General features: G+C 49.0%; 22 protein-coding genes. 14 read left to right on the forward strand and 8 right to left on the reverse strand.

The genetic code is table 11. The annotated features are described in order from the left end of the window. Positions 1-25: 25 nt before the first annotated feature. On the reverse strand, positions 26-3,247 hold the full coding sequence (locus VJ374_RS07820) for an ABC transporter permease (protein WP_329470946.1): 3,222 nt from the start codon (positions 3,245-3,247) through the stop codon (positions 26-28). Positions 3,248-3,724: 477 nt separating this feature from the next. On the opposite strand from VJ374_RS07820, the gene VJ374_RS07825 reads away from it, so the two are divergent. Then, positions 3,725-4,081 (forward strand): hypothetical protein, encoded by a 357-nt coding sequence (locus tag VJ374_RS07825; protein WP_329470947.1) that lies wholly within the window; start codon positions 3,725-3,727, stop codon positions 4,079-4,081. Between the two features lie 65 nt (positions 4,082-4,146). Here VJ374_RS07825 and VJ374_RS07830 read toward each other — a convergent pair whose 3' ends face one another. From VJ374_RS07830 to VJ374_RS07840, 3 genes are read right to left on the reverse strand one after another with little or no spacing between them, the layout of a single operon-like run. Further along, positions 4,147-4,524 carry a VOC family protein gene (locus tag VJ374_RS07830; RefSeq protein WP_329470949.1) on the reverse strand — a complete coding sequence of 126 codons (378 nt, stop codon included), beginning with the start codon at positions 4,522-4,524 and terminating at the stop codon, positions 4,147-4,149. Positions 4,525-4,541: 17 nt separating this feature from the next. After that, positions 4,542-5,705 (reverse strand): MFS transporter, encoded by a 1,164-nt coding sequence (locus tag VJ374_RS07835; RefSeq protein WP_329470951.1) that lies wholly within the window; start codon positions 5,703-5,705, stop codon positions 4,542-4,544. Then, a complete protein-coding gene (locus tag VJ374_RS07840; protein WP_329470952.1) occupies positions 5,702-6,685 on the reverse strand; it encodes an ROK family protein in 984 nt (327 codons plus the stop codon). Before VJ374_RS07840 ends, VJ374_RS07835 begins: the two co-directional genes overlap by 4 nt. Before the next feature lie 260 nt (positions 6,686-6,945). Between VJ374_RS07840 and VJ374_RS07845 the strand changes: the two genes are divergently transcribed. The 4 genes from VJ374_RS07845 to VJ374_RS07860 all read left to right on the forward strand — a co-directional run bounded on the left by VJ374_RS07845 (position 6,946) and on the right by VJ374_RS07860 (position 9,520). Continuing rightward, positions 6,946-7,851: a methyl-accepting chemotaxis protein gene (locus VJ374_RS07845; protein WP_035408084.1), complete on the forward strand. Its 906-nt coding sequence runs from the start codon at positions 6,946-6,948 to the stop codon at positions 7,849-7,851. Positions 7,852-7,960: 109 nt separating this feature from the next. Continuing rightward, positions 7,961-8,449, forward strand: coding sequence for a GNAT family N-acetyltransferase (locus tag VJ374_RS07850; RefSeq protein ID WP_035408082.1), 489 nt, complete (start codon positions 7,961-7,963; stop codon positions 8,447-8,449). A gap of 34 nt (positions 8,450-8,483) precedes the next feature. Then, complete coding sequence (locus tag VJ374_RS07855) at positions 8,484-9,062, forward strand: GNAT family N-acetyltransferase (RefSeq protein ID WP_313351678.1); 579 nt, start codon at positions 8,484-8,486, stop codon at positions 9,060-9,062. After that, complete coding sequence (locus VJ374_RS07860; protein WP_035408078.1) at positions 9,044-9,520, forward strand: GNAT family N-acetyltransferase; 477 nt, start codon at positions 9,044-9,046, stop codon at positions 9,518-9,520. Before VJ374_RS07855 ends, VJ374_RS07860 begins: the two co-directional genes overlap by 19 nt. A gap of 39 nt (positions 9,521-9,559) precedes the next feature. Here the strand turns inward: VJ374_RS07860 and VJ374_RS07865 are convergent, their stop codons facing one another. Further along, a complete protein-coding gene (locus tag VJ374_RS07865; RefSeq protein WP_329470954.1) occupies positions 9,560-10,612 on the reverse strand; it encodes a C45 family peptidase in 1,053 nt (350 codons plus the stop codon). 162 nt (positions 10,613-10,774) lie between these two features. Between VJ374_RS07865 and VJ374_RS07870 the strand changes: the two genes are divergently transcribed. Then, entirely contained in the window at positions 10,775-12,481 is a 1,707-nt protein-coding gene (locus tag VJ374_RS07870) for a methyl-accepting chemotaxis protein (RefSeq protein ID WP_329470956.1), read from the forward strand. Between the two features lie 142 nt (positions 12,482-12,623). Here VJ374_RS07870 and VJ374_RS07875 read toward each other — a convergent pair whose 3' ends face one another. Further along, a complete protein-coding gene (locus VJ374_RS07875) occupies positions 12,624-13,127 on the reverse strand; it encodes a DNA topology modulation protein (protein WP_035408072.1) in 504 nt (167 codons plus the stop codon). 81 nt (positions 13,128-13,208) lie between these two features. On the opposite strand from VJ374_RS07875, the gene VJ374_RS07880 reads away from it, so the two are divergent. Together VJ374_RS07880 and VJ374_RS07885 are read left to right on the forward strand one after the other, a co-directional pair. Beyond that, on the forward strand, positions 13,209-13,631 hold the full coding sequence (locus tag VJ374_RS07880) for a hypothetical protein (RefSeq protein ID WP_329470958.1): 423 nt from the start codon (positions 13,209-13,211) through the stop codon (positions 13,629-13,631). Between the two features lie 303 nt (positions 13,632-13,934). Further along, positions 13,935-14,375 carry a VOC family protein gene (locus tag VJ374_RS07885; protein ID WP_329470960.1) on the forward strand — a complete coding sequence of 147 codons (441 nt, stop codon included), beginning with the start codon at positions 13,935-13,937 and terminating at the stop codon, positions 14,373-14,375. A gap of 20 nt (positions 14,376-14,395) precedes the next feature. Here VJ374_RS07885 and VJ374_RS07890 read toward each other — a convergent pair whose 3' ends face one another. Both VJ374_RS07890 and VJ374_RS07895 read right to left on the reverse strand, forming a co-directional pair. Continuing rightward, positions 14,396-15,664, reverse strand: a complete 1,269-nt coding sequence (locus VJ374_RS07890) for an NAD(P)-binding domain-containing protein (protein WP_329470961.1) — start codon at positions 15,662-15,664, stop codon at positions 14,396-14,398. A 36-nt stretch (positions 15,665-15,700) separates the two neighbouring features. Next, a complete protein-coding gene (locus VJ374_RS07895) occupies positions 15,701-16,147 on the reverse strand; it encodes a MarR family winged helix-turn-helix transcriptional regulator (protein ID WP_214853637.1) in 447 nt (148 codons plus the stop codon). A gap of 112 nt (positions 16,148-16,259) precedes the next feature. Between VJ374_RS07895 and VJ374_RS07900 the strand changes: the two genes are divergently transcribed. From VJ374_RS07900 to VJ374_RS07925, 6 genes are all read left to right on the forward strand, one after another. Further along, the gene (locus tag VJ374_RS07900) at positions 16,260-16,739 is read left to right on the forward strand and encodes a GNAT family N-acetyltransferase (RefSeq protein ID WP_329470964.1); all 480 of its coding nucleotides are present in this window, start codon (positions 16,260-16,262) and stop codon (positions 16,737-16,739) included. 78 nt (positions 16,740-16,817) lie between these two features. Beyond that, positions 16,818-17,141 (forward strand): ArsR/SmtB family transcription factor, encoded by a 324-nt coding sequence (locus VJ374_RS07905; protein WP_329470965.1) that lies wholly within the window; start codon positions 16,818-16,820, stop codon positions 17,139-17,141. Between the two features lie 49 nt (positions 17,142-17,190). Further along, positions 17,191-18,486 (forward strand): arsenic transporter, encoded by a 1,296-nt coding sequence (locus VJ374_RS07910; protein WP_329470967.1) that lies wholly within the window; start codon positions 17,191-17,193, stop codon positions 18,484-18,486. A 15-nt stretch (positions 18,487-18,501) separates the two neighbouring features. Further along, positions 18,502-20,160 (forward strand): FAD-dependent oxidoreductase, encoded by a 1,659-nt coding sequence (locus tag VJ374_RS07915; protein ID WP_329470969.1) that lies wholly within the window; start codon positions 18,502-18,504, stop codon positions 20,158-20,160. A gap of 108 nt (positions 20,161-20,268) precedes the next feature. Beyond that, positions 20,269-20,886, forward strand: coding sequence for a flavodoxin family protein (locus tag VJ374_RS07920; protein ID WP_308101515.1), 618 nt, complete (start codon positions 20,269-20,271; stop codon positions 20,884-20,886). Then, a complete protein-coding gene (locus VJ374_RS07925; protein ID WP_290750264.1) occupies positions 20,883-21,368 on the forward strand; it encodes a YusW family protein in 486 nt (161 codons plus the stop codon). The genes VJ374_RS07920 and VJ374_RS07925 overlap by 4 nt, the downstream gene beginning before the upstream one ends. The last annotated feature ends 196 nt before the right edge of the window (positions 21,369-21,564 follow it).

Consider the following 21,564-nt stretch of genomic DNA (forward strand, 5'->3'; position numbering starts at 1 on the left):
CGTGCTAGATTCATATTACGGCATATTAATCGAGTTCAATCTTCACTGTCGTATCCTTTGGAAACGCATCATCCGCAGCAAAGAGAACGAATACCTTCTGGTCATCAGGAACTTGATAGACTAAATCAACGGTTGACTTATATGGTGAGAGATACTGATAACTGTTTCTGAATGCTTTCTTATTATGATTAACGTAATCAACGGTTTCATATTCTTTTCCGTCGAGCGACGTCAATGTAAAGGTGCCAGGTCGGTAAATAGCATAAGCGCCTTTTACTCTATTATCGGGATCGTACATGACAACAGGAACCGTAACGAACCGATAACCGCTCTTTTCCTTTAAATCGAGTTCTTTCGGTGTTGGAATGAGTGATTTAGCATAGAACAGTTCAGAAGTTGCTTCCGGATCGCCCGGATACGTTTGGATGACTCCTTTCTTCATCAGTTTTTTAAGTGCTTTTTGATCGTCTGTTTTCTTGTCAGCGGATGTTTTTGTTTCCGAAGCCAAGTCTCTTAATTTTTGTCCGCTCGTCTGTTGTTTCGGCGGCGCACTCTGTGGTGTAGTCGTCGAGGATTCGGTTGAGGCGAACAAGAACAGGCTCGCAACCCCGATACACAAGGAAGCAGCAATCGATCCGAGAACCCATTTGAAACGTCGTTCTGTCGCCTGTGTATTTTCAACGACACTACCGAGTGCCGCATTCGGTGTAATCCGGACAGCGCGCTCGGCAGGAAGTAAGGCACCTAATACGCCAGTGATCACAGGAATCAAGAGCATGATGCTAAGGAAACCGAGCTCTTGAACCGGGAATTGTCCGTAAACGAAGCCGATCATCCCAAGTGCTGTCAAGAGACCGATCACACCAGCACAGAGTCCTGTCATCATCCCTTCACTCAATACAAGTAAACGGATTTGCACGTCTTGCCAGCCCGTCGCTTTAAGAACAGCAAGCTGACTCTTGCGTTCATTAACGTTTTGCCACATGATTTCGGTCGTCGTTAGAATAGCGATTAATAGAGCGACGCCCATCGCGACGTAATGCATCGTGCCGACTTCGAGCGCGACATATTCGCCGAGCCACGTTGCGTACAAGACGCCTTTTAAGCGGAACGTGATGAAGAGAAAGAAGATGAACAGACTCGTCGGTAAGGCAATCGCGACGACCGATAGCAATGTTCGTTGCCAGTAGGTGACAAGCTGATTGCTACTCATCCCAAGCACGCTACGCGCGCGGACGAAACGACGACCTTTTGAGACTTCACCAGAACGCATGCTTTCATACGGTTTGATGCGTCGGATGAGCGTCATCGGTACGAGCGTTCCACCCCAGTAAATGAGTAAACCAGCAAGACCGATCAATAGAATCCGATTGATTGCGATCGGGTTGTCCGTCGTGACCCAGAACGAACCGAGAATCGTCCAAGCAATCAAGACGACAAGTGTACCAAGTATTGTTGCTTCGAGGAACAGCAGTTTCGAGAGTTGACGCGGGCGCCAACCGAGCGATAGTAAAATCGCGAACTCTTTCTTTCGAGCGTAGAGCAAGATGATATTTGAGCTGAAGACATAGACGAGTGCGACGGCGATGACACTGGCGATGATGCCGCTCATCCCAACTTTTGCTTCCTGAAAGATCGCAATCGACGAGCCGAGCTTAATCCACGGTTGCTGAACCCAGCCAAGCGCTGATTCGTCTTTTAGTCCCGGTAAATAGGTCAAAGCGAGTTGCGGCGAGGAACCAAGTGTCACATCCGTGATTAGACCTGTCTTCTGTTCGATTTCTGTCGCCACCTGTTGGAGCTTTTTCTCGCTAGCAGCGTTCATTGTCTCGACACCTTTGACGTTGACGCGGATGGCAGAGATTGCTTTGTCGCCACGAATTTTAAACGCAGCATCGAGCGTCGTCAGCATCGATGGTGGTTTCGTCAGGAAATCATATGGATCATTTGTCGGTTTGACGTCTCGGACCGGATTGACGGGACGTTCATTCTTGTCCATCACCCACTGGGCTTTCGACGGGAAGTACGTCTCCATCGGCAGTTCTGTCAGCGGGTCTTTCGAGATATTCAATTTCTTCGGATCGAAGACCCCAATATAGTTCAAGTTGACTTTGGGCCAATCCACGCTATCTTTTCCGAACATCCTCGCTTCCCGGTACATGCTGCGTTTAGCGAGCAAGGAATCTTGGTCGACTTGTTTTGGTTGGACTTGATAGGTGAACGGCCAACGTGAAGCGTAAGGACTTTTGATCGAACGGTAGTCGATCGGAGACGGTTTTAAGGCAATCCATGTAAAGGAATTGCTGTTCGTCTCTTCAGCGGTCGGTAACGTGTGTTTCAAAATATCATTGACGAGCTTCTTCTGGACATCTTGTGTCGTGATCGTATAACGTTTCGCATCGCTTGTCGGTAAGGAGTCTAAGTATTCTTTTCCGCCTTTTTGTTCGACTTGTTGTACCATGTCGTTGATGGATTTCTTTTTAGACGGAAGCTCGACTTTTTCGTACGTGTAGATGCGTGACGCATCGACATATTCACGATTGTTCAACAAGATTGGGATTTGAACACCGTCTTCCCCGAACGAGATGACCTGATCATCTTTTGAAAAATAGTTACTATAGGTTCCTTTTGTCGTCGCTTGGTCCAAGCCGACGAGTGCGGCTTCCGCTTCGGGATCAACCCCTGCAATCATGACTTGGCTCCCATACTCAAAAAGTGGCTGCTTTCCAAGGAGGAGGGGAGACACCCCTGATTTTTTTGCATCCCCTGTGGGTTCCCATCCTGCTGCTAAGTAGGTGACCCCACTCGATGATTCGTTTTGTAATCCGGTATCTTGCGTATCTTTGATCGTCAGTTTATAAATCCCTTCTTGATCGATCGTGTGCGTACCGACACTCGAAACTGTTTGATTGTAGCCGATCATCGCGATCGGGGCAGCGACCTCGACGTCAGTGACTTTTTTGATCGTCTCGTATTGTTTGCGGGTGATCCCACCATCGAGACCACTCATATAGTTGGGCTCAAGTAACTTCAAGTCTTCCGTTACGCTCCGGCTGCCTTCCGGGCGGACGACGAGGTCGTAAGAAGATCCCCAACGCTTTTGTAGCTCATCGACGACAGTCCCGTTATTGGCTTGCGTCGTACCGATCAAATAACTCAGTCCGGTACTGACGATCAGGACACCGACGAGCAGCAGGATGAAGCGCTCTTTATTGCGCCACCAGGAATTCCAGATGAACTTAAGCATCGGCAAAAACCTCCTGCGTTTGAATGTACGGTCTCGTTATTAACGGATTTCGATGAGTCGATCTTGCGTTAAGCATCGACTGAAGTGAAGTATGACTGAATGCGTGTAACGAATTGGTCATACGTAAAACCTCCTTAATGACGATTTAAATTCCATATGTAAGTAAATAAATCCAATACCTACCTAATTATAACCATAGATAAAATGAAAAGAGAAAGTTAATAACTGAAAAATTAGTCAATTTACATATTTACCAAATAAATGGACTAGTATGAGCGACTGTTTTTCTGAAATGTAATGGATGAATTATTAAACGAACGTTGTCAATGTTTTACAGAACTATACGTTATGTTAAGATAGGTGAATCGAACGATAAAGACAGTAGGAACCTCAGTTCATAGAGGCTTTTACTGTCTTTTACTATTTTCGAAAGGGGGAGGCATCTATGAAAAAGCGAGTATTGCAGAAAATCTGTTCATGACGATATTCGTTCTGATCGAGGTCTATGTCGTGACGGTCTTTTATACGAGTTTGATTTTTTTAGGGAGCGGGACACCGCTATCATTAGGGATTGAATATATCGTGAGTCAGCAAAAGCATAAGCGTAGTTGGTCGATCGTCCTGCACCTGCTGTTAGGAGGAGTTCTGACATTATTAATTCTTCTTCTATTTGGCATCTTGCCACCATTTTCAGCGTGGATGGATACGGAGATTCTATTGAAAGTAATCTTCTTATTGTTCTACCCAGTAGGGTCTCTTCTCGTATTTGCACGAATGATCAATCGTCGGAAGTCTGCTCGTCAAGAGAAATACCAACAAGCAGGAAACCGTTGAGCAGTCATCGACCGACAAACAATCCCTCACTCTAATCAGAATGAGGGATTGTTTCGTTTCATCTATTAGACCGTCAACTCGATCACATTACCTTCCGGGTCCGCGATCGTACTTTCATAATACCCGTCACCCGTCGTCCGGGGACCGTCAAGATGTTGTACACCTGCGTCCTGTAACCGAGCTGTCCAGTCGTCGACCGCTTGTTTACTGCCGAGCGAAAAGGCGAGGTGGGCATAACCGAGCGCATTCGTCGTCCGTTCCGTGATGTCCGTCCGTTGCATCAATTCAAGACGCGCACCACTCGAGAACGTCAGGAAATATGACGTGAACCCTTTCATCGGATTATGATATCGCTCGCCTGTCGTAGCATCAAAATGTGTTTCGTAGAATTGACGCATCCCTTCCAGGTCTGCCACCCAAAGGGCGATATGTTCAATCTTCATCTCCATTCCTCCTTTTTTCAAGACGCTTTTGCCAATCGCTGTCTGAATAACATCCGGTTCAATCCTTCCGTAGCGATCAGCATCAAGAAGATGAGACTGATCGTGAACCAATGGAACAACGATAAGGAGTAGGACGTCGCCAGCCATCCGAACAATGGCGGCATGAAGGTACTACCGGTATAGGCGAATGCCATTTGTACCCCCATCAGCCGTTGCGCCGCGGCCTCCCCGAAGCGAACCGGCGTCTCATGGAGCATTGCCGGATAAATCGGTGCGAGACCAAACCCGACAAGTACGAAACCAAGCGGCATCCAGGCAGCAGGTGCGAGGATGAAACAGGTGGCTCCGACGAATGCCGTCCATTGACCGACACGAATCAAACGACGATTCGACCAGCGCAGCGATAGAAAACCACTGATGAAGCGCCCCGCGGTGATACTTCCGTAGTAGACGGAAATCCACGTCGCTGCTGATGTTACGGAAAAGGATCGGACTTGGACAAGATAACTGCTGCCCCACAGCCCGACGACCGCTTCGGCTCCACAATAAAAGCAGAAGGCAGCGAGAGCGGCAATCAATCCGCGTGGTTTTCCGGACGACGTATTTACGGTCTGAACCTGTTCAGACACGTGTTTCGGAGCCCGCTTCCAGAGGGGTAAGCTGACGATTAAGACAATCATCAAGACGAGTTGCAATGCGCCGACGACGAGGTAACCAAAACGCCAGCCGGAATCGAGCAATACGCCAGCCATGATGAGCGGACCAGCCGTCGCACCGATGCCCCAGAAGCAATGGAGCCAGTTCATGTGATGCGCTTGATAATGCGTGGCGACGAAATGATTCAACGCCGCGTCGACGACTCCAGCGCCCAGTCCGAGCGGAATCGCAAGGACGAAGAGCCAAATCAAGGACGGAGCAACGTAAAAACCAATCAATGCCAGAGCCGTCAAACCGGCAGAAGCTGCCGTGATCGGACCTGTTGAATAACGTTCGATCAGTCGACCGCTAAACAGACTCGAGACGATCGTTCCGGCAGCGATCGTCATGAAGAGCCAACCTGCCATGTCGAGCGGGGCGTCGAGATCGAGCCGCATCACAGGCCACGCCGTACCGAGTAACGCATCTGGAAGACCAAGACTGATAAAAGCGAGATAAATCAAAGGTAATAGTAGACGGGTCATCGGGCGAGACCTCCTAACGGAATTTGTTCAATGAATGACTGGATGCTGAGTTGCATCAAACCATCTAAATAATCGGTTTCCCAGTCGCCTTTTCGCAACTGAGGTAATTTGCTGAGCGGAAAGCGCTTGGCGCATCGATCCGTCAATCGAGCTAACCCGTCATCCGAGACATCTGACGCTGCGAACAAGATGACATCCGGATTTAAGGTGGCGCTAAACGAAAGGATGATTCGACTTAACGCCTCATACCAGTCGTCAGAGTGTGGTGTAGTCGTCGCGAGGGCTTGTCCGACATTTCGCTTGTCGTCAAACGGGATGAACGAGATCTCTCCAGCGAAGTGATGCGCTCCGTGGACGACATGACCTGAAACGGCGACACCGGCTCCCGGTCCGTTCATTCCGAGATACATATAGACGGTCGTCTCGTTATCAGAAGCTTGCGCACGGACCGCAGCGTTCATATCATTTTCGACGATGACGGGTCGCCCGAACCGTTCAGTCAGTTCTTGTTGTAAGGGGCGACCGTCTAGCGTCGGATAATCCGGGGCGAATAGGATTGTGCCGGTCGTATCAACGGCACCGGCGACACCAATCGCAAGCGTCTGAATACGTGGATGATCGTTAAGTAATGCTGTCAGCGTGCTCAATAAAACAGATCCATGATCCGTCGAATCGAAGTTCAGGCGATCCGTTGCGATCACATGTCCACCGACGTCGTGGATGCGATACTGCAGATACGTCCGTTCGAGATAAAGAGCGAGTCCGTGAAAGTGATTCACGCGATAGCGATACCGTTTTGCCGGACGACCACCGCGAACCAATTCAAGTGGTGTCTCTTCAATTTCCCGAGCAGTGATCATCTGATCAATCTGTTTGCTCGCAGTCGGAAAACTGACGTCTAGGACGTTCCGAATCACCGGAATCGTATCGAGATGGTCGATCAAAAAAGCGTGACGCGTACGAGAGAGGACTTCAGTCAAAGGATAAACCTCCAATTTGGATTACTTATTAAAATATTTTAATAAGTTTTGATTTAAGTATAGCAGGTCGGGAAATATAGACAACAAAAAAGAGGAAAGAAATAAATCTACTGAAAATCATGTTTCATTCTTACTCTCTCTGGATAATAATAAAAGAAGTGAAAAAATTTTAGTCATATATCTTTAATTCATACTATTCCAATTTGTAATATCTTGGATAGCCTGTAACGGGAGGTAGATGGCGAGAGGAGCTTGTAATCATGACCACACAACTATCAACCGACCTAGGATCCCAAGATATTGTAGCCTCCCTGCGCGATAACGTCGCGATGATTCGATTCGATCGGCAACGTCGTGTCGTTGATGTCAATGGCTTGTTCGCGAAGACGATGAAATATAAACGAGAAGAGATGATTGGGATGCAACATCATCTATTCTGTACGACGGAGTTCGCAATGAGCGATAATTATCAAGCATTTTGGCAGAAGCTTTTCAGCGGCTTCAGTACGGCGGATAAAATTGAACGGATCGATGCGTATGGTCAATCGATTTGGCTAGAAGCGACCTATATGCCGATATACGATGGAACAGAAGTGACCGGTGTCTTGAAGATCGCCTCTGATATCACCGATCGTCAGCAGACGATTCAACAATTCGCGACTTCGTTTGATGCGATCGCCAGTGATCTGAACACGCGGTCGACGCATGGCGAGCGGGAGAGCAAAGCGTTACGGCAAACAATCGAGCAGATGGCTGAGACGACCCGTGATAACCATCAGACGATTGAACGCTTGCAGCGCCAGGCGCAAGATATCGCCCAAGTGACCGAGACGATTAAAACGATCGCGTCCCAGACGAATCTCTTGTCACTCAATGCCTCGATTGAAGCAGCACGAGCCGGTGAACACGGGAAAGGGTTCAATGTCGTCGCGACAGAGGTCCGCAATCTCTCGAAACTCGTCGAGCAAGCCGTCGTTGATGTCCGGCAAACGACACAGCGAATGAACGATGAACTACAGCGGATTGCCCGTGCGATGACGCAAGCAACGACCGATGCACAAGCAAGCGTCATCGTCGTTGCGGAAACGGTTGATCGTTTCCATGACGTGCAGAGTGCAGCATCGTCGTTAACGGAGACAGCGCGAGATTTTACAAAAGCAATTTAAGTGAGAGACGGCATTCCGATAAACGGAGTGCCGTTTTGTATAAAAAGTATCCCTACACTTTGGAATAATATGTTAATATACTACAAAACGAAAAGGGAGCGAACTTCTGATGAATATCCGTACTGCCCGCCCTGACGATTTTCAGGCGTTGATTCCGCTATTCCAACAAATTCATGAGCAGCATGTAGCTTTACGCCCCGATCACTACCGTCCGCACGAGATGCCGGTTTCGGAAGACTTATTTTTGTCGCAACTCGACCGATCAGATTTCGAAATCCTCGTCGCGGAATACAAAGGACTTGCCGGTGTGATCGTCTTAAAGGAAGATATCATCGAAGGGAGCGGCTTCGTCTTTGATAAACATTACTTACGGGTCATCAGTCTCGTCGTTGCGGATACGCATCAGAAGCAAGGCGTAGGCAAGCGATTGATGCAAGCCGCTTACGCGCATGCGAAAACAATTGGTTGCGACCGGATCGAACTCGGCGTCGATGACGCCAATCAAGAAGCGATCGCCTTTTACGAGGCACTCGGAATGTCTGTCCGCTCAAGACGGATGGAATGGAACGTGACGTCTAGCAGGGAAACGACGTCGTGACGTCAAACAACAGTTACTAGAAAGGGGAGAGGTCATGTTCAGGTTACAAGTGTCCGATCACGTATCGCTTCAATTGTTCGAACGGCACCATGCGGAGACATTATTCGCCCTTGTCGATGCCAATCGCGCACATCTTCGCGAATGGCTCGGTTGGGTTGATGGTACAACAGATGCCATTACATATCAGGAAGTAGTCATCCCAGCATGGTTGCAACAGTTTGCCGATGGTAACGGGTTTACGTGTGGCATCTATCTTCAGGAGGAGCTCGTCGGAACGATCGGTTTGCATGCAATCGATCGGCACCTCGGACAAACGTCGATCGGCTATTACTTAGGAGAAAAGGGACTCGGGAAAGGTGTCATGACGGACGTCGTCCGGTTCGTCACGCATTATTGTTTCGAGACGCTCGGCTTGAACCGCGTCGTCATCGAGTGTGCGACTGGAAACGTCCGGAGCAGACGGATCCCGGAACGACTCGGGTTCACGGAAGAAGGCGTCTTACGGGACGCTGAGAAATTGTACGGGACTTATCACGACCTCCAGGTCTATGCGATGTTACGACGGGACTGGACGAAAACGCAGGAGGTAGCAGCATGCGCATCGAGCCAATGAAACAAGCGACCTATGAGGTGTATCTACCCGTGGCAATCGAGGAGTATGCGGCAGATAAGTGTCGCGCCGGTACGTGGTCAGAGAACGAGGCGCATAATAAGTCGACAGATGAGTTTGCGACGTTGTTGCCTGAAGGTCTGAAAACGAAGGATCATTATTTGTTTACGTTTCGTGACGAGACAGACAGCGACATTGGAATGGTCTGGGTTCACGTAAAAGAAGAATCACGCGGACGTTCCGCTTTCATCTTCGATGTCAAGATTACGTCCGATAAACAAAACCAAGGGTACGGCAAAGAAGCACTCCGATTACTGGAAGTGATGTTAAAACGGATGAACGTCAAAAAGATTTCGTTACACGTCTTCGCGCATAACGAACGGGCGATTCATGTCTATGACTCGCTTGGGTATGAGAAAACGGATTATCATATGTCGAAACGACTAGACGTTTCCCAGTAAAAAGATGCCTCTTGCGCAAGCAGGAGGCATCTTTTTCGTTTAACGCCATGTCTGAAGTGTATTTGCAAACTGGATGGTCGTCTCAAGTTCTCCTGTGATTTCACTTGCTGTGAAGTCATTGCCGGCGAGCCAGTCAGCAAAGTCGAACGTGACCGGTTCCTGATCACCACCGAGCGCGAACCATACCTTTAACTCTTCCGGGAAGTAGGCAGACGTATGGATCGTTCCTGCCCACTGCGCATATAAATCAGCGAAAACGCCTTTATCAGTATCGTTCAAGAGTCGGAAAGCGGATTCCGCATCTTGAATCATATGTTGATGTGTCTTTAGCTCCATCATCCGACGTTTTGAGTCATCCAGGTGATAGCGGTTTTCGTGCTGTAGCAAATCGAAGTGATTGGTACACATGTTCGATTCCCGCACTTGGACGTCGCGTGCCGTCGTCTCGATGACAAACGAACGCGCGGATTTATCGTGGACGACGTACGTGAACGATCCGCGATGTGGAATCTCTTTGACGAGTGAGATCGCATCGTCGACCGACGTACACATCTCGAGGATGATCCGTCCGATCATGAAGCTGACGAATCCATCTCCCGGCCGCCGACGATTGATAAAGTTATAACCCATCGCAAGACCATGTTCGTTCATCCCATCCATCCGGCCTGTCACCCGTGAAGCCGGACCGATGATCGCTGAACCACCATCGTTCGGTTGGAAGACGGAAAATCGTCCGTCATATGTCATCGGATGATAGTCATAGTTTCGAACGAGGAAATTATCACCGGTCATGATTGAACAACCGCTTTTCGGTCCTTCGACCCGGTAATGTCCGAAATGGAGTAATGTGTCTGGCAATGATAGTTCGAGTTCATCTTGCAATCCGAGCAACTCGTCCCAGATGTGCGGAGCATACCGAAGGAACATCTCCTTCGTCTCGACCGGATCGACTTGAAAGCGAGGAACACGGATTTTCCAGTTGTCCTCTCGGTTATGGAGCAACTGATTTCGTTTGACGTAACGCCCTTGTTCGCGACCGAACTCATAATGACTGCCGCGGAATTGCGTGATTTCATTGGCTACTCGTTGCATGGGACTCATCCTTTCTTCAACTGCTGTATGCTGATTATATCGAACGCAAGGGAGAAAGTCGTATGGCAAGCCTTTACTAAAGCACATCTAAAGTATGGGAATATTGAAAAAATAGTCAACTTTTTCAATCCTGAACCGATAACAAAAACGGGAGGGGATGGAATGAAACATATGTCAGTCAGACGGAAGATACAAGCTTTGATCGCAACAGCCGTCGTTGCGATGCTACTCATTGCGGGAGCAGGACTCTATTTCTTGAACCAGATGTCAAACGCTTCCCGAGCGATGTATCAGGAGAACTTGATTCCGATCCAAGAAGTGGCACAGATTCGGATCGATACACGGGCTCTCGATTCCTTTTTAGTGGAGATGATCCTAACGAAGGATGAAGCACGAATCACGGAACTCCAAGCCGATATCGATACGCGACAGGCTCAGATTCGGTCGTCGGTCACGAAGGTTGAAAAAACGGGACAATTTGATGCGCGAGAAAAGAAACAACTCGAGGAGTTGAAGGATAATGTCCTCGCCTACGACAACTCGATGACGCTCGTTCAAGATGCGGCGACACGAAATGAAGAGGAAGAAGCCTACACGGCGTATTCCGATGGTTTGGAACAAGTCCGGGATAACGTCGCGAACTCGGCAAAAGCATTAATGGCTTCAATGACGAAACAAGCGAAGATGTTAGATGCCCAGAATCAAGCGGAAAAACAAACCGCCTTTTACTTAATGCTCGGTATCTTTTTACTGGCGGTCCTCTTGTTTGCAGGACTTGCCTTATACATCACACGTCTCATCACACGTCCGATTCGTCAACTGCAGGGTTGGATGAATCAGTCAGGTAAAGGTGACTTGACTGTCCGAGGTCACTATGATTCGAAAGACGAACTTGGTCAATTGACGACATCGTTTAATGAAATGATCGCCTCACAACAACAAGTCGTCCTTGAACTTACGGGAACGGCAGACCGCGTCGCCGTTGCGTCGGATGAGCTTAGCGTCAATGCGGAATCAACGACGAAAGCAACAGAGATGGTCGCTGTGACGATGGAAGAGATGGCAAGCGGTGCAAGTCAACAGCTGCATCAAGTGTCCGATGCTTCACGGACGATTGAAGAGTTGACGACGTCCGTCCGCTACGTCGCCGGCAATGCGCAACAGATGACGGAACGGACGGCGGACGCGATGGAAAAAGTCGCGCTCGGGGGGAAGGTCGTCGGATCACTCGGAACGCAGATGGGACGTATTCAAGAAGACGTGTCGCGTCTCAGCCAAGTCATTGATGGTCTTGGCAACCGATCACAGGAAATCGGTCAAATCACGGATTCGATCAAAGGTGTCGCGGCACAGACGAACCTCCTCGCTTTAAACGCAGCAATCGAGGCAGCACGCGCTGGTGAACAAGGACGCGGATTTGCCGTCGTCGCAGCGGAAGTCAAGACGCTTGCGGAACAATCGGCGGTCTCGGCAAAACAGATCGAGTCCTTGATTCGGGTCATCCAACAAGAGACAGAAGCATCGGTCGCCTCGATGGAGAAAGTCTCGACCGAGATGACGAGCGGGATTGCCGTCGTCGATCAGGCAGGAACATCCTTCTCGGAAATCGAGACAGCGATCACCGACGTGACAGGGCACGTCGAAGATGTGTCCGGCGCTGTTCAGGAAATGGCGGCAGCGAGTGAACAAATCGCTTCTGTCATGCGGACGATTCAAGCGGTGACGGAAGGAACCGCTGCTGGGACACAAAACATCTCCGCTTCGACCGAGGAGCAGATGGCGTCGATGGAAGAAATTTCGTCTGCATCGCAATCGCTCGCGACGATGGCGGATGATTTAAAACAAGTCACAGGCAGATTCAGCGTGTAAGATATTGCACTACGACCATGAGGGGTAACCGTCATGGTCGTTTTTTTATTTGTGGTAATGACTGGAAAATGGGCAGGAGAGTAAATTTGTTTCGTCGTATGTACATCACTAAGGATGACGAAAGGTAACAGATGGACGGATGTTATGAAAGTGATTGAAGAAACTGTTTGACAGCGCGGCGGGACCGCAAATGAACGATTTGTTTATCGGACGTCGCTTTAAGCGTTGAAAGGATACTCGGTCGCTTATCGATCGGAAACCGCCAAATCCATTTCAGAAAATCAAGCGACAGTTTCTCGGGACAGCCTGCCGCCATATCCGGTCGGCCGGTCTTACGATAGCGCAAGGTCCGTTTCAGCGCACGGTACAGACAAAGCGTCCGCGGCAAATCAAGGAAGATGACCGTATCAGCGGCATCGATTCGTAAGTCAAGCGTTCCACCGTAATTACCGTCGATGATCCATGTATCACGCGATATGAGTGTTTGTTGAATCTGGCGTTGTTCCTCACGCGAAACCGCCTCCCAGTTCGGACGCCACAATAAGCTGTCGAGGTGATCAACGGGATAACTTAGTTTTTTGCCCATCTCGCGGGCAAGAGTCGATTTACCGGACCCACCAGAACCAATCAGGATGATTTTTCGCATCATAGACCTCCTATTTTTTGTCATAGGATTTGATCATATCACGGTTTTCTAGTCGAGGATAGAACGAAAGGAGTGAATGAGATGGTACCAAATTTCATAATCGAAGGGATGACGATCGTTTTTACACTACTCGTAATCAGCTGCGGCGTGATATTCCTGCCGCAGCGGTGGAAGCGATATGGCTTAATTTTACTTGGTTTGGTGGCAATCGGGTGCAGTTCCTTTTGGTACATCCGACCGACGCTCATCAATCAACAGATTGCTGAGAATGAGAAATTGCTTAAGGTGGAACTAGCACGTCGATTTCCTAATGAAGTCTACACTACAAAAACACAAAAATTTTCGTATGAGTCTTCGGCGAATCCGGCTTCAATCGAAGTCGAATTTGCAAATGAACCTAACGTAACTTATTTTCTAGATATGGATGGGAACCGGATTAGGTTGTCAAGTTTTATCTTTAAAAACGGAGGATTTCCACAGGATTTACAGCATGAATTCAAATAAAGACCGGATGCTCAAAACATCCGGTCTTTTGATTAAGTGGATTTCAATTTTTTCGTTGCGGACATCGTTTTGACGGCAGAGAAGGTAATCAGACCGAATCTGACCCAAAATATGTTCTAGGTCGCAAGGACGAGAAGGTTGACGTCTTCCATGTTATTTCGACTCCTTTTCGTAAGTGGACACGATCTTTCATACTTATATTTTAATGACGATACAAACTGCAGACACCACGTCGAAACGCTCTAGATGTGCTTTCTAGCAACGGTTTGACAACATTCTGACACACTTGAGGGGAAATAAAGGATGCCGATTAAACGAACGGATCATATCAGTCTGAACGTCGTGAATTTAGAAGAAGCGATTCACTTTTTTTCGCTGTGCGGGCTCGAAGTACGTGGACGATGGGAAATGGAAGGGAAGTTGCTCGATCGTTTGTTGGATCTAGACGGTGCAAAGACGGAATGTGTCGCTCTTGGGTTACCAGGTGAAGCAATCTGGCTCGAACTGGTTCGGTTCAAACGACCAGTTGAGACGTCCACTGTCGTCCAGTCCGTTTATTCCAGTGGATTGCGTCATCTCTGTTTTGAAGTGACAGGACTCGATACACTCCTCAAGCGGTTAGCGAATCATCGATATCAACCGATTGGGGACGTCGCGAATTACGAAAATGAGTATCGCCTATGTTACATAAGAGGACCAGAAGGTGTGATCATAGAGCTAGCAGAAAAAATCGGACCTGTCTAAGACTGATCCGATGTATATTTTTAAGAGCAACAGGAAGTCGATGATTGTGGCAGAGAAACATTGCACACACCCGTCTCTGGTAATGATAAATTGACCTGCTTGGCACGTGCCTCGTCTCCTACAAGAAAAGCAACGATTGATCGAACTTGTTCATAACCGGTAGCAAGCAGGAAGGTCGGAGCACGACCGTAACTCTTCGCACCGACCAGATAAAGTCCGTGATCTGGATGACGTAACTCCGCTTCCCCATGTGGACGGACAGTTCCGCAACTATGAAAGTTCGGATCAATCAGAGGAGCAAGTACTCGACTACTCTCGGTGACAGGATCGATATCAAGCCGTACTTCCTCGAGGAACGAAAAGTCGGGTCGACTTCCTGCGTTGACGATTAGCTGATCGATGTGATGGAGGGATCGACCATCTTGCGCAGTGATGCCAAACGACTGTCCTTTCGATTCAATGGATTGTGTCTTGAAGTTGGAGTGAATCCTAATCTGATCTCCTTCAACGAGCTGACGGATACGTGAACCGAGTGCCCCGCGACCTTCCAGTGCATCCTTATCTTCGCCGCCGTAAGCTTGAACGGGGTCCGATTTGCGAAGGATCCAATGAATCTCCGTTTCAGGGTGTTGCGCTTTAATGGAGACGAGTTCAAGAAGCGAGTTCAAAGCCGAGTGCCCGCTACCGATGACAGCGACGGATTGATTCGCGAAAACAACAGTATCACGTTTCGCATTTACGATCGAATACCGGACAGGTAAGTTCTGCTCGATTTCGACTCGATGACCAGAACTGATTGCAGGGTTTGGTCGCCGGAGGACGCCAGATGCATCGATGACCGCGCGAGCGAGAATATGTTTACGTCCATTCGGCGTGTCCATGACTAATTCAAACGGCGTCACTTCGCGTGAGGCATTCGTCATCTTGTCTAGACCTGCCCGTGAGATCGAGAGAATCTCATGTTGGAAATGTAGGAAAGGGGCAATTTCCGGTAAAGCAGCAAGTGGGGCAAGATATTGATTGATTAATTCAGTACCGGTCGGCACAGCATCGTCCGTTGGGGCGCTCCAGTCCGTCAACTCGAGCAAATGACGTGCTGCATCACTGATATTGTATTGCCATGTTGAAAACATCCGAACGTGTTCCCATTGTTTGACCTGATGCGCAATCGAAGGACCTCTCTCAAATAATAAAAACGATTGACCTTCCACTACAAGTTGAGCTGCAGCTGCAAGACCGATCGGTCCGGCACCGATGATGACGATTGGGTGGGAAGAACCGTATGGCATGCATAAAACCTCCTTTTTGTTTGTAAATCGCAAGTATTAGAGACATGGTTTACAACAGACGTCACTCTCGCCCATCTTCGTATTCAGCAAGTCGATTGCCTGGAGGACATGTGCTTTTTCGAAGGAAGTCATTGATGAGAAGATGGCATCCAGATACGTGTTCATCTCTTCGTCGATGGCTTGAGCAACACGCAATCCTTTTTCGGACAGGCGAAGTAGGTGAATTCGCCGATCGTTGATCGCGGGACGCTTTACTAGTAGGTCTCGTTTAATCAATGTTTGTACTTGTCGACTGAATGTAGTGATATCAAGAGCGAGTTGATCAGCAATTTCTTGCATCGAGGAATCTGGGTGTTTCGCGACTTGATATAATAAATGGCTTTGGACAAGTGAAATATCTTCATCCAGAAAGGCGCAGCAATTCTTGTTAAGCAAACCAAAGCGGCGGGTGAACGTTTGAAACAACTCACGTGTCTCAGTCATGTAAAGTCTCCTTTCAAAATATCGTTGATGAGTCAGTTATACGATAAATATTTGCATTTTGCAAGTAAATAGATGATGATTTTAATTAATCAGACGAAAAGGAGGATTTTGGATGTACGTTCGATGGATGAAAGAAGAGGATCGTCTTCAAGTGATTGAGATTTATCGTCAAGGGATTGAAGATCGAAATGCGACATTCGAGATGACGATTGATTCGGATGCATTTTGGAATGCGATCACCCAATGTGAACGATTCGTATTGATAAAGGAAGACTCTATTGTCGGTTGGGGAAAGTTGAGTCGGATATCTGAACGAACCGTTTACAGTGGGATTCGAGAAGTCAGTATCTATGTAGAACGCTCCGTCCGTGGTAAAGGCGGTGGTCGACTTTTGTTAGAGACGATGGTTCATTTTGCGGACACTCAAGGCATCTGGACGCTTCAGTCTCAACTGTTTCCTGAAAACGAGGCAAGCAGACGCTTGCATGAGCGACTCGGATTCGAACTTGTCGGTCGACGGCGTGCGCTTGCAAGACATCATGGAGTATGGCGCGATGTGTTGTTGTTGGAACGACGAAACGATTTACGTTGAAAGGACATTGCATAACTATCATGTTATATAATAATATGGTTATGTCATCGAACGAAATCGAGAAAGGGGGAAACCGATATGTCATCCATCACCGCCAATCATTCGACCATAGAAGTCAGTCAGTTTCTGAAGTTGCTCTCAGATCCGACCCGACTTGAAATCATCCGACGTCTTGCGGTGCGAGAGCATTGTGTCTGTGACTTCGTTGATTTGTTTGGCATCTCACAACCGGCAGTCAGTCGTCATCTCAAAATACTTCGGTCAGCTGGTGTCATCTTGGAAAGACGGGAGCGCCAATGGAACTACTTTCGACTAAATTCAGAGCATGGGCAGCATGACCTGTTGCGACGAATCCTCGAACAAGTGGGCGTAGCAGACGTTCCTAATACAATAACATGTTAATCGCAGTCCTCATGCGACTGCTATCAAATGAAGAAATGAAGTGAATTAATTGACAGCATCACAATGGCTTGCGATCGGAATATTTCTGATCACCTTATTTTTGATCATCAAACAACCGAAAGGGCTCAGCATCGGGTACTCAGCGATCGGAATGGCGATTGTCGCACTTTTAACGGGCGTTGTCGAACTGGGAGACGTCGCGACCGTCTGGGGGATCATCTGGAACGCGACGTTCACCTTCATCGCCTTGATCGTCATCTCATTGATCTTAGATGAGATCGGCTTCTTTGAATGGGCCGCGTTACATATGGCCCGAATCGCCCGCGGTGGCGGTCTTAAACTATTCATCTACATGACGTTACTCGGTGCCCTTGTCTCGGCCTTGTTCGCGAATGATGGGGCTGCCTTGATTCTGACACCGATCGTCCTCGCGATGGTCCGTCACTTGAAGTTACCGGATGCGGTCGTCCTGGCATATGTCTTCGCCTCCGGCTTTATCGCCGACACGGCAAGTCTTCCGTTCGTCATCTCGAACCTCGTCAACATCGTTTCGGCGGACTTCTTTCACATCGGTTTTACAGAGTATGCGGCACGGATGGTCTTCGTCAACGTCTTTTCGGTCGTTGGTAGTCTGCTTGTCTTGTACTTCTATTTCAAGAAGCAGATCCCGAAAGTCTATGCCGTCGAGGATTTGGCGAAACCGACGTCTGCGATTCGCGATATGCGGATGTTCCGTGCTTCATGGATCGTCCTTTGCTTGTTGCTCGTCGGATACTTTACGAGTGATGCGATTGGCATTCCGGTCAGTCTCGTTGCTGGCATCATCGCTGTCTTTTTCTTATTCCTGGCGCAAAAATCACCGAGTGTTCCGACGAAGAAGGTCCTTGCCGGTGCCCCGTGGGCGATCGTCTTCTTCTCGCTCGGTATGTATATCGTCGTCTACGGTCTGCGCAATGCGGGACTGACGCAAGTCCTTGCGGAGTTGATCGAGTGGATGGCGACGAACCTCGCATCGGCGACGTTTGGAATGGGATTCCTTGCCGCTCTGTTGTCTTCTGTCATGAACAATATGCCGACCGTCATGATCAATGCGTTGTCGATCGAGCATACGGCAACGACGGGAGCGATTCGTGACGCCTTAATCTACGCGAATGTCATCGGTAGCGATCTCGGTCCAAAGATCACGCCGATCGGAAGTCTTGCAACCTTACTGTGGCTCCATGTCTTGCGCTCGAAAGGGGTCCGGATTGGGTGGGGACAATATTTCAAAATTGGTACCGTTTTGACGATTCCGACGCTCGCCATCGCGTTGCTCGGACTCTACATCAGTTTATTACTCTATTAAGAGGAGGACATGAATATGGCGAAACTACTTATCATCGGCTCGGTCGCTGCCGGCACATCAGTTGGGGCGAAGGCACGCCGTAATAGCGAAGACTTAGAGATCACGATCTACGACCGGGACGAGGACATTTCCTATTCCGGTTGTGGGATTCCCTATTTCGTCGGCGGTGAAGTCGCTGAGCTCGATGAATTGACGCCACGCGACGCGGCGTTCTTTAAGAAACGTTACAACATTGACGTCAAGACGCGTCATAACGTCGAAGCGATCGATCACGAGACGAAGACAGCAACGATCCGTCATCTGGATTCGGGTGAGACATTCACGGATACGTACGATACGCTCGTTTTCGCGACTGGTGCCTCTAGCATCATTCCGCCGCTACCGGGCGTCGATCTCGAAAACGTCTTCCCGGTCCGTAACATCCGCAATGCGGAAGCGATTCGTCGGTACCTCGACGCGCATGCTCCAAAACGTGCTATCATCGTCGGCGGCGGATTCATCGGACTCGAGATGGCGGAACAGTTGACATATCGCGGAATCGAAGTGACGCTCGTCGAACGGTTGACGCAAGTCATGCCACCGCTAGACGTTGATATGGCAAAACGCGTTAGTGACCATCTCGAAGCGAATGGCGTCATCTTACGTCTCGGTGAGTCCGTCGCTTCGTTCGAAGGGGAGAAAACGGCTCGTGCAGTCGTTCTTGCGAGTGGCGAGACGATCGAGACGGATCTCGTCATCCTGTCAGTCGGTGTCAAACCAAACACGCAACTCGCACAAGAGATCGGCGTGACGATTGGGCAGACCGGTGCGATCGCCGTCAATCGACAGATGCAAACGAACATCCCAGACGTTTATGCGGTCGGTGATGTCGCCGAGAGCTTCTCCGTCATCACCGGTCAACCACTGTACCGTCCGCTTGGTTCGACGGCGAACAAGATGGGACGAATCGCTGGGATGGTCATCACCGGTGAAGCGATTGAACACCAGGGAATCCTTGGAACGGGAATTTTTAAAGCATTCGATTTGACGGTCGCCCAGACCGGAATGACCGAAAAAGAAGCACGCGACGCCGGGTATGACATTGAAGTGTTGCACAACATCAAGCCCGATCGCCCGGAATATCTCGGCGGCAAAGAAATGGTCATCAAGGCGATTGCAGATCGGAACGATGGTCGTGTCCTCGGTGCCCAAATCGTTGGTCCGCAAGGGGTCGATAAACGGATTGATGTCCTTGCGACCGCAATCAGCTTCAAGGCAAAAGCAGAAGACTTATTCCATCTTGATCTGGCCTATGCGCCGCCATTCTCGACGACGAAGGACCCCATTCTTTACACCGGGATGGCCCTCGATAACGCGATCAAACAAACTGGTCGCCTGAAAACACCGAACGCTTTGATCGAAGAGGTCGCTAAGGGTCAGGTCTTCCAAATCATCGATACGCGCTCACGCGCCCAGTTCGAGAAGAGTCATGTCGACGGGGCGGTCCATATTCCGCTCGGTGAGTTACGTGAGCGGGCGCAGGAACTTGATCCGACGGTACCGACGATCGTTTACTGCAATAAAGGTGTCACAGGAAACGCGGCACAGAACGTCTTGAAGAATCTCGGGTTCAGGGACGTCTGTAACTTATCCGGTGGCAATCAAAACTATCAACACATCAAGTCATGTCTCTGACGAGGAAAGTCTTCGCGAAAGCGGAGGCTTTTTTTGTTTACTTCGGATTAGAATCAGGAAAGGATTAAGGACGAGGAACATGTCAATTCAAAAGGAGGGGATGAACGGATGGTACGCGCTTTATTTTTGAACTGTACTTTAAAAGCATCACAAGAACCATCGAACACGGAAGCGTTGATTCGCGACGTGATCGCGTACTGGGAGCATGAGGACGTCGATTCAGAAATCGTTCGAGTCGTCGATCATCAAGTCGCATTCGGTGTGACGGAAGATGAAGGGAACGGCGACGAGTGGCCGGCACTCTTCGACAAAGTCAAACAAGCAGATATCGTCGTCATCGGGACACCGCTGTGGCTCGGTGAAAAAAGTAGTGTCGCGACACAAGTCATCGAACGGTTATACGGGGGAAGTGGCTTGACGAACGACGTTGGACAAGCCATCTATTATAACAAGGTCGGTGGTGTCATCGTCACCGGCAACGAGGATGGGGCGAAACACGCGTCCGCGTCGATTTTATACGGTCTGTCGCACATCGGATTCACGATTCCCCCCAATGTCGATGCGTATTGGGTCGGTGAAGCGGGACCTGGACCGTCTTACATCGAAGCCGGACGTGACAATGACTTCACGAAACGGCATGCCCAGTTTTTAGCTGCCAATCTTTTGCATCTTGCTCGGCTATTGAAAGCGCACCCGATTCCAGCAGAAGGGAATGTGATGGAATGAAGAGAGGATATGTTACAGGATACGGTGTTGCGACCTTATTTGCGATGAGTCTAATGGTAGCAGGATGCGGGAACGACGAAACGGCGTCGGACAAGGTCGAGGACGGATCTACAAACTCGAATACGACCGACAATACGATGAAAGATAAGGATGCGGTCACGAAAAATGCAGATACGGATTATGGATTCACCAGTTTATCGATTGAAGCGGACGTCAACGGGGATATGGACGCAATCGACATCAGCTATGACCGAGAGAATGACGGCACGGAAGCCGAATACCAGTATAAAGATGAAAACAAACGCGGGGACGCGGCGATGACGGAACTCGACGCGAAGTTCAAGAACTTAAAAGTAGATGCGGATACATCTGAGAAAGATGTCATCGCGGAAGTGGAGCGTGTATTTGCGATTCAAGATGCGTCCCGCCTCGAGGTGGAGATCGACTTCTCGGACGGAACAGAAAAAGAATATAAAAAATAAACGACGGGGCTGACTCACATGTCGTCCTCTAAAGATAAGGGTGGCAGAATGATGATCTGCCACCCTTATCTCGTAAAAAAATGACGCGTCACACGCCACTCCTACAGGAAAAAGCGCATTATGCGCTGTCAGAGACAAACAAGACCCGCTTTCCTGCTTGAATGAAGCAAGAAAACTGGCTTGTGTCTCGCCTGAG

It is taken from the genome of Exiguobacterium sp. 9-2 (genome assembly GCF_036287235.1).
Classification (GTDB): Bacteria; Bacillota; Bacilli; order Exiguobacteriales; family Exiguobacteriaceae; genus Exiguobacterium_A.